Origin of the sequence: Streptomyces flavovariabilis (assembly GCF_000725785.1) — a bacterium.
GTDB lineage: Bacteria > Actinomycetota > Actinomycetes > Streptomycetales > Streptomycetaceae > Streptomyces > Streptomyces hawaiiensis.
This window is the reverse complement of record NZ_JNXD01000050.1, coordinates 1-7,718: the sequence shown is the minus strand read 5'-3', so window position 1 is coordinate 7,718 and position 7,718 is coordinate 1. Positions and strand designations below refer to the sequence as shown.

Below are 7,718 nucleotides of genomic sequence, written 5' to 3'. Positions count from 1 at the left end.
GGAAGACCCGGCTTGATCTGGACCACTACCTGGAGGCGCTGGTCCGCAAGCCCGGTGCGTTTCCCGGGGCCACCGCCCTTGAACAGGCCCGTTACGCAGAGAAGTTCACGCCCGTCCATGACGCGTGGTGGCAGGCGGCGAAGACTACCCACGGCGAGCGGGACGGCACCCGGGCCCTGATCGAAGTCCTGCTGATGGGCCGCCACGTTTCCCACGAACACCTTGTCGCCGGACTTGCCTCCGCGCTCAGGGCCGGCGCCCTGACCGCGGACGCCGTCGCCCTGGAGGCACGGAAGGCGGCCGAAGCCGACGAGGTCGCGGCTCCGGCTGTCCGTGCGGAGCCGGAACGGACGAACGTGACCTCGCTGACCGAACGGCGGCTGGCCCAGCTGCCGCCCGACACACGGCCGCCTCCCTCGGTCGCGGCCGACGACCAGCTGCTGCGAGCACGGCAGTCGGCCGACCGCCCCGCCCTCCAGAAAGAGATGCCCTGACACTCAAACGACACCGCGGGCTGACCGAACAGGCCGCCACCGCCGCCGTCGACCAGGCATGCCGCATGCTGAGGCTGCCCACCATCCGGGCCCAGTTCCCCGAACTGGCCGAAGCCGCCGCCCGCGACCAGATGTCCTATCGCGGCTTCCTCGCCGAACTGCTGATGGCCGAATGCGACGACCGGGCCCGCCGCCGCTCCGAACGACGCATCAAGGCGGCGCAGTTCCCGCGAGAGAAGTCGATCAGGGCCTTCGACTTCGACGCCAACCCGAGCATCGACCCAGCCGTCATCCACACCCTGGCCACCTGCGAATGGGTCAAGAAAGGACTGCCGCTCTGCCTGATCGGCGACTCCGGAACCGGCAAGTCCCACCTGCTGATCGCACTCGGGACCGAGGCCGCCATGGCTGGCTTCCGGGTCCGCTACACACTGGCCACCAAGCTGGTCAACGAGCTGGTCGAGGCCGCGGACGAGAAGATCCTGACCAAGACCATCGCCCGCTACGGGCGCGTCGATCTTTTGTGCATCGATGAGCTGGGCTATATGGAGCTGGACCGCAGGGGCGCTGAGCTGCTGTTCCAGGTGCTGACCGAACGCGAGGAGAAGAACAGCGTCGCCATAGCCTCCAACGAGTCGTTCGGTGGCTGGACCAAAACGTTCACCGATCCGCGGCTCTGCGCGGCCATCGTCGATCGGCTCACCTTCGGCGGCAACATCATCGAAACCGGCACCGACTCCTACCGGCTCGCCAGCACTCGGGCGGCACAGGGACAGGACACCGCCACTACCTGATCACTCCTGCTGGCGCCCGCGGTTGCCATCCCCGAGTTGGTGCGAGCTAGTCACGCTGGTTGGTCCGGGCCGCTACTTGGGCTGCTCGCTTACTGCTCGGTGAAGAGTTCGGCGTATCAGTTCGTCCACGCCGTGCCGTGGTACGAGTCCGTCGGCGGCGGCTCGCAGGCCCGTGTAAACGGTGCTCCAGATCATCAACTCTATCCACCTCGCGGGAACTGCCGAGTCGAGTGCACCTTCACGCTGGCCTCGTTCGATCTCGGCGAGGATCAGCTCGTCGACGTCTCGTGCGATACCGGCGTCCGCCTCAGAAGGCGTGCCTTCGGTGGTGGTGAACAAGAAGCTCATCCGATCACCAGCGTGCACCATCGCGGTGATGATCCGTTGGATCACCTCGAGCGCCGAGTCCGTGGCGGGGCCGGCATGCTCGATCGCCGCTCGTAGCGTCATCCACGAGTCGGTGATGAGCGCTGCGTGAAGGACCTGACGGTCGGAGAAGTACCGGTGAATGGTTGCTCGCCCCACGCCGGCGGCGGCGGCAATGTCGCCAAGGCCGACGGTGGGATCGCAAGACCACTGCGCTGCTGCGGCGTCGAGGATCGCCTGACGGGTCCGTGCACGTTGACGGGAGAGGTCCATTGCATCATGATACGTCGACGTCTTATAGTGAGAAGCTATGTCTCATTTAAAGAAGATCCCTCCCATTCTTGTAACCGGGGCCACTGGGATGATCGGCCGCCTGGTCGTCGCAGGGCTGCTTGATGCCGGTCACACAGTGCGTGGAATGTCGCGACACCCGCAACGTGCCTCACTCCCGGATGGTGCGGACGTGGTCTTCGGCGACCTGGACGACCCGTCCACACTGAGGCACGCATTCGACGGTGCCGCGCAACTCGTCCTGATCGCGGTCCCTGAGACCGTTGAGGCGGTCGTTTCTCGCGCAAAGCAGGCGGGCGTCGAGCACGTGGTCGTGGTCTCCTCCGCCGCCGTAACAGCCGGCTACGACACCACGTACAACGCCGTCGTCGAGCAGGCCGTCATGGACTCAGGACTGGATTGGAGCATCGTGCGTCCCGGTGAGTTCGCGACAAACTCACTCCTCATATGGGGACCGGCGATCAAGGCAAATCGCCGAGCTGTGGAGCCCTTTCCTGATCAGATCGGGCATCCCATCCATGAGGCCGACGTTGTCGACGTCGTCCTGGCCAACCTGCTCGACCCACACCGCCTCGGACGGATCGACACGATCATTGGACCGGAAAGTCTCACCAAACGCGAACAGGTTGCAGTGATCGCAGAAGCGATCGGAGAACAGATCACGCTCGATGAGGTCTCCGCCGAACAAGCCCGCGGCTTCTACCGAGCCCAAGGGGGCTTCGCGGCCGCGAACTCAGACTTCCTGTTCGGCTTCGAAAGCTACGACGGCGTCGAAGGCATCACAGATGAACCCCATGACACGAGGGCCCCGGACGACGATGCCTACCTCACACTCGACCAGATAACGGGAGCTCCAGCTCGCACCTTCCGCCACTGGGCGCACGGTCACGCCTCCGACTTCATTTGAGCGATGGCAGGGGCAAGCACTCTCAGAGGTCGCTTCCTCCCGATGATTCATCCCGTAATTGGTCATGGTTATCCGCGTCGCGCCACGAGATGGTGGCTTCGCCGGTTAGGCGGCGGGCCATCAGGCCGGTCATAGCGGGGTGGATCACGACTTCAGAGCGGGCGGGTTCAGGAGCGGTCAGCACCCCGGGACCGTTGCCAGTTCTCATCGACATTTCCGGACTGTTTGATCGCGAAATGCTACCCGAAACCGTCGACAATCGTTGCTGGCTCCGACGTACAAAACCAACCATGCGATTCCCAGAAACGGTCATCTATCCGAGTTGGCCGGGACGCGGCGGTTCCTTTGGTAGAGGTCGATGGCGAGAGCGACGGCGGCGTGGGTGGCGGGGTGGGGGTCCTGCCTGCGCCAGATGAAGTGGACGGGGACGGGTTCGGTGTCGCGCAATGGACGGTAGGTGATGCCGTCGCGCCGGTATTGGGCTGCGGTGGCCTGGGGGGTGATGCCGACGCAGCGGCCGGTGGCGATGGCGGCGAGCCAGTCGTCGATGTCGTGGGTGTACTCGACGGCGGGCCGTTCGTCTTCGGGCCACAGGTCCAGGGTGGTGGTGCCGGTTCTGCGGTCGATGGCGAGGGTGCGGCCGGGGATCTCGCCCATGCGGATACTGCGGCGGCGGGCCCAGGGGTCGTCGGAGGCGAGAGCCACGTACCGGTGTTCGTGGCCGACGAGGGCGTGTGACCAGGGCTTGAGGTCGAGAGGGGCGCGGATGACCGCGAGGTCGCAGAGGCCCTCGGCGAGCCCGCCGGTAGAGGAGTTGTGGCGGATGAGCCGGAGTTCGGTCTCGGGGTGGCTTTGGTGCCAGCGGCGCTGGAATTCGGTGGTGTGGCGGCCGAACGCGGACCATGCGTGGCCGATATGCAGGCGGCTGTGGCCCGTGGAGGCTTCGGCGACGAGTTCCTCGGCGCCGGACAGCAGCGAGCGGGCGCGGGCAAGAGCCTGTACGCCCGCGGTGGTGGGAGTGACCGTGCGGCTGGTGCGGTGCAGCAGCCGCACCCCGAGGATCTTTTCGAGGGCGAGCAAGTTCCGGGAGACGGCGGCCTGGGAAATGCCCAGCTCGATGCCGGCGTCCGTGAAGCTGCCGGTGTCGACGATGGCTACCAGGCACCGCAGGTGCTTCAGCTCCAGCGCAGCCGCCCCGTTCCGCGTCTCGTCCATGCATCCAGCGTATAGCTGAGTGTGTGGATGCATTTTGCGTATACCGATGGTGCGCTCATCGTGGAGGCCATGAAGCTCGATTCCTCCCCCGTCGCATCGCCCCGGGGCACCGCAGCTGACGGGGCCGCCTCTGCCCGGGGGACGGGGCGCGGGGCCGGGGTGGCGCTGATGCTGGTCAGCGGCCTGTCCAACCAGACGGGGGCCTCGATCGCGGCGCTGGCGTTCCCGGTGCTCGGGCCGGTCGGGGTGGTGGCGGTGCGCCAGTGGGTGGCGGCCGTGGTGCTCGGGGCGGTCGGCCGACCCCGGCTGCGGCACTTCACCACGGCGCAGTGGCGTCCCGTGCTGGGCCTGGCGCTGGTGTTCGCGGCGATGAACCTGTCCCTGTACGCGGCGATCGAGCGGATCGGGCTCGGGCTGGCCGTCACGCTGGAGTTCCTCGGCCCGCTGGCCGTGGCCCTGGCCGGCTCCCGGCGCCGTGTCGACCTGGTCGCCGCGGTGGCGGCTGCCGCAGCGGTCGTGGTCCTCACGCGCCCCACACCCTCCACCGACTATCTGGGCATCAGCCTGGCTCTGCTGGCCGCGGCATGCTGGGCCTGCTACATCCTGCTCAACCGAACCGTCGGGGCCCGCCTGCCCGGCCTGGAAGGCTCGGCCGCCGCGGCGGCCGTCTCTGGCGCCCTCTACCTGCCCGTCGGCGTGTGGGTGCTGTGGCACCACCCGCCCACGGCCACGGCGCTGGGTTGTGCGCTGGCCGCCGGGGTGCTCTCCTCCGCGGTGCCGTTCCTGGCCGATCTGCTGGCGCTGCGCCGCATCCCGGCACACTTCTTCGGCGTGTTCATGAGCGTGAACCCGGTCTTCGCAGCCCTGGCCGGCCTCACCCTCCTCGGACAGCAGCTCGATGCCCTCGCCTGGCTCGCCATTGCCATGATCGTCGGCGCGAACACCGTCGCCGTCTCCACCGCACACCGTCCCACCACCCACCGGAGTACGACGTGAAGGTCCTTATCGTCCACGCCCACCCCGAGCCCGCTTCCTTCAACGCCGCCCTGAAGGACACGGCCGTGGCCACCCTCACCGCACAAGGGCACGAGGTGAAGGTCAGCGACCTGTACGCGATGGGCTTCAAGGCGATCCCGGACGCCGACGACTTCACCGCGGCCCGCAAGGACCCCGACCGGCTCCAGATCGACATCGAACAGGAGCACCAGCACGAGACCGGCACCTTCCCGCCCGACGTGGCCACCGAGCAGGCCAAGGTGGAGTGGTGCGACCTGATGATCTTCCAGTTCCCGATCTGGTGGTTCTCCATGCCCGCCATCCTCAAGGGCTGGGTCGAGCGCGTCATGGCCCGCGGCTTCGCCTACGGCGGCGGACGCAAACACGCCAGAGGCGTCTTCCTCGGCCGCAAGGCCATGGCCTGCTGCACCACCGGAACCTCCGCCGACACCTACGCCCCCGACGGCATCGAAGGCGACATCCTGCATCTGCTCTGGCCGGTCAACAACGGAATCTTCCACTACATGGGCTTCACACCCCTGCCCCCTTTCACCACCTTCGCACCCCGCCTGGCCACCGAGCAGGAACGCAAAGAGTGTCTCGACGCCTACGCCGAGCGTCTGCGCACCATCGAGACCACCGCCCCCCTCTTCATGCACCCCCGCGAGGACTACGGACCCGACCAGCGGCTCCTGCCCACCGTCGAAGCCCGCAGCGGCTTCCAGTGGAACACCCGCGCCGGCCAGACCCACGCGGAAGCGGCCACCGGTCACTCCGGCCTCATGCACCGCAACCCCGCCCAGGACCGGTGACCTGCACCGTCACTCCTCGACGCCGTCATCGTCATCCTCGCCCGTGGCCGGATCGCGCAGCGGTCACAGACCACCGCCGCCGGGGGGGAGGGCGGAGCGGAACCTGCAGCAGAGGGTGCCGGCGTCGAGGAAGGGGCGCTGCCGCCACGGCAGCCAGGACGGCAGGGACGGCGGAGGCTCATTCGGCGGGATCAAGCGTTACTGGTTCGTGACCATCGACATCGGGTCGCCAGCGCTTCCTTGCGGCTCGGCAAGAATCTTCCGGGTCGCTCACCGCGCCCCGCACGCTGCTGCTGGGCCGCTACGATCCGGCGGGCCGCCTGCAGTACGTCGGCCGCAGCACCACCTTGTCCCGGGAGGTCGGCCGCGCTGTGGCCGACCATCTGGCCCCGCCGCGCGGCGCGCATCCATGGACGGGCTGGACGTTCTCGGCAGGGTGGGGAACGCAGCGCACCCTCGATGCCGTCCTGGTGCGGCCAGATGTCGTGATGGAAATCGACGTCGACGTCGCCCGCGACAGCGCCGGACGGTGGCGGCACCCAGCCCGCCCCCATCGCATCCGCGCGGACGTCGACGTCCAGGAGGTGCCGCTGTTCGGCGAAGGCGGCACCTTGTCATGAGTCAGGACCGGGCCATGGTCGGCTCCATGGTCGGGCCGACCACGGCGGCCGCGGTGAGCTCCTGGCGCAGGTCCAGGTAGCAGCGCAGCCGTACGCCGGGCTGACCGGCGTCCCGCGTCGTCTGCTCCGCTGTGGCCGTCGCCCACCGGTCGGCGAGCAGCTGCTGGAAGGCGAGCGCGGTGGCGTCGTCGGCTGCCGCGACGTCGACGACGAGCAGGCCCGGCTCGCTCACATGCGTCTCGTGGATCGGGTCCGTGTACGGCACTACGCCCGGCGTCCCTGGGTAAGTTCCGCCGCTGCCGTGTCTTCACCCGACCGAGTGGCGGGCCGTCAGGGACCGTCGCCGCCCCAGTCCCAGCGGGACGGGTCGCCAGGGCGCGGGTCATACAGCACCCGGCCCCGGGGCCGACTGCCCGAGCTCCGTCAGGAGGGAGACACCAGAACTCACGAACCCGAGACAGCATCAGCTGCCATGAGATAAAGCCCCACGACAGCAACACCCACCCCCAATCTCTCACCTCATGACAGTGCCGATCCCGCCCCAACACCTCACTGACCAGCGCTGACACAGCAACCCACCAGACCAGCACCACCGACTCTCACCACTACCGACCCCAAGCCGAGAGGTCGCAGGCGGCCAGGCGGCGGCTCATGAGCATGGTCATCGACCATAGGATGACGCTCTCGCTGGTGTCGGTGCGTCGTTCATAGTCACCAACCAGGCGCCGGCTGCGCAGGAACCAGGCGAGGTCCGCTCGACAACTCAGCGGCGTGGCAGGATTTGGAAGCCGTGGGCGTCGTCGCTGCGGCGGACGACCTCCACAATCAGCCCCAGATGCTGGGCCGCCCAGTCGATGAGGTGGCCGGTGTAGTCGCCGTCGGCCCGATGCGGGCAAGGGCGCCGAAAACGCTCTTTCCCTGCGGGCAGCAGTGGGCGGGCGGCGTCCTGGTCGGTCGTGGAGGCGGGCGTGGCCAAGACGTCCAGGACGAGTTGGAGTCAACGGCGGTCGGCGTGCACGGGATGGGCTCGCAGAACCCTGTTCAACCCCCTTGGCGGCGCCGCCTGTTACGGAGACGCCGCCAAGGATCTGATCGGCAAAGCTTTGACGTTCTGGGGCAGGCAACGCCTAGAGGTTGTCCCGTATGGGGCGTGGGTTATCGGGCGAGGGCCAGGTTGTGTAGCCGGGCGATGCCGAGCATGGCCTGGTGAACGCCGTTGCCCT

General features: G+C 67.9%; 9 protein-coding genes and 1 pseudogene. 6 read left to right on the top strand and 4 right to left on the bottom strand.

Annotated elements, in window-relative coordinates:
* Positions 1–494: pseudogene (locus tag IO24_RS0139545) on the top strand (IS21 family transposase); the annotation flags it as partial.
* Positions 491–1,288, top strand: coding sequence for an IS21-like element helper ATPase IstB (gene istB, locus IO24_RS0139540; RefSeq protein ID WP_031144645.1), 798 nt, complete (start codon positions 491–493; stop codon positions 1,286–1,288). The pseudogene IO24_RS0139545 and the gene istB, both read left to right, overlap by 4 nt.
* A 72-nt stretch (positions 1,289–1,360) precedes the next feature.
* Here the strand turns inward: istB and IO24_RS0139535 are convergent, their stop codons facing one another.
* Positions 1,361–1,927, bottom strand: coding sequence for a TetR/AcrR family transcriptional regulator (locus IO24_RS0139535; protein WP_031144642.1), 567 nt, complete (start codon positions 1,925–1,927; stop codon positions 1,361–1,363).
* 37 nt (positions 1,928–1,964) lie between these two features.
* On the opposite strand from IO24_RS0139535, the gene IO24_RS0139530 reads away from it, so the two are divergent.
* On the top strand, positions 1,965–2,852 hold the full coding sequence (locus IO24_RS0139530) for an SDR family oxidoreductase (protein ID WP_031144640.1): 888 nt from the start codon (positions 1,965–1,967) through the stop codon (positions 2,850–2,852).
* A gap of 309 nt (positions 2,853–3,161) precedes the next feature.
* On the opposite strand, the gene IO24_RS0139525 is transcribed toward IO24_RS0139530, so the two are convergent.
* Positions 3,162–4,067: a LysR family transcriptional regulator gene (locus IO24_RS0139525; RefSeq protein WP_031144637.1), complete on the bottom strand. Its 906-nt coding sequence runs from the start codon at positions 4,065–4,067 to the stop codon at positions 3,162–3,164.
* 168 nt (positions 4,068–4,235) lie between these two features.
* Between IO24_RS0139525 and IO24_RS0139520 the strand changes: the two genes are divergently transcribed.
* From IO24_RS0139520 to IO24_RS0139510, 3 genes are all read left to right on the top strand, one after another.
* A complete protein-coding gene (locus IO24_RS0139520; RefSeq protein WP_031144635.1) occupies positions 4,236–5,063 on the top strand; it encodes an EamA family transporter in 828 nt (275 codons plus the stop codon).
* Entirely contained in the window at positions 5,060–5,875 is an 816-nt protein-coding gene (locus tag IO24_RS0139515; protein ID WP_045297425.1) for an NAD(P)H-dependent oxidoreductase, read from the top strand. Before IO24_RS0139520 ends, IO24_RS0139515 begins: the two co-directional genes overlap by 4 nt.
* 371 nt (positions 5,876–6,246) lie before the next feature.
* Positions 6,247–6,495: a hypothetical protein gene (locus IO24_RS0139510; protein ID WP_234335434.1), complete on the top strand. Its 249-nt coding sequence runs from the start codon at positions 6,247–6,249 to the stop codon at positions 6,493–6,495.
* A 1-nt stretch (position 6,496) separates the two neighbouring features.
* On the opposite strand, the gene IO24_RS45880 is transcribed toward IO24_RS0139510, so the two are convergent.
* Both IO24_RS45880 and IO24_RS44995 read right to left on the bottom strand, forming a co-directional pair.
* Positions 6,497–6,760 carry a DUF6207 family protein gene (locus tag IO24_RS45880; protein ID WP_031144628.1) on the bottom strand — a complete coding sequence of 88 codons (264 nt, stop codon included), beginning with the start codon at positions 6,758–6,760 and terminating at the stop codon, positions 6,497–6,499.
* A gap of 498 nt (positions 6,761–7,258) precedes the next feature.
* A complete protein-coding gene (locus IO24_RS44995; protein WP_107063125.1) occupies positions 7,259–7,471 on the bottom strand; it encodes a hypothetical protein in 213 nt (70 codons plus the stop codon).
* Positions 7,472–7,718 lie beyond the last annotated feature (247 nt).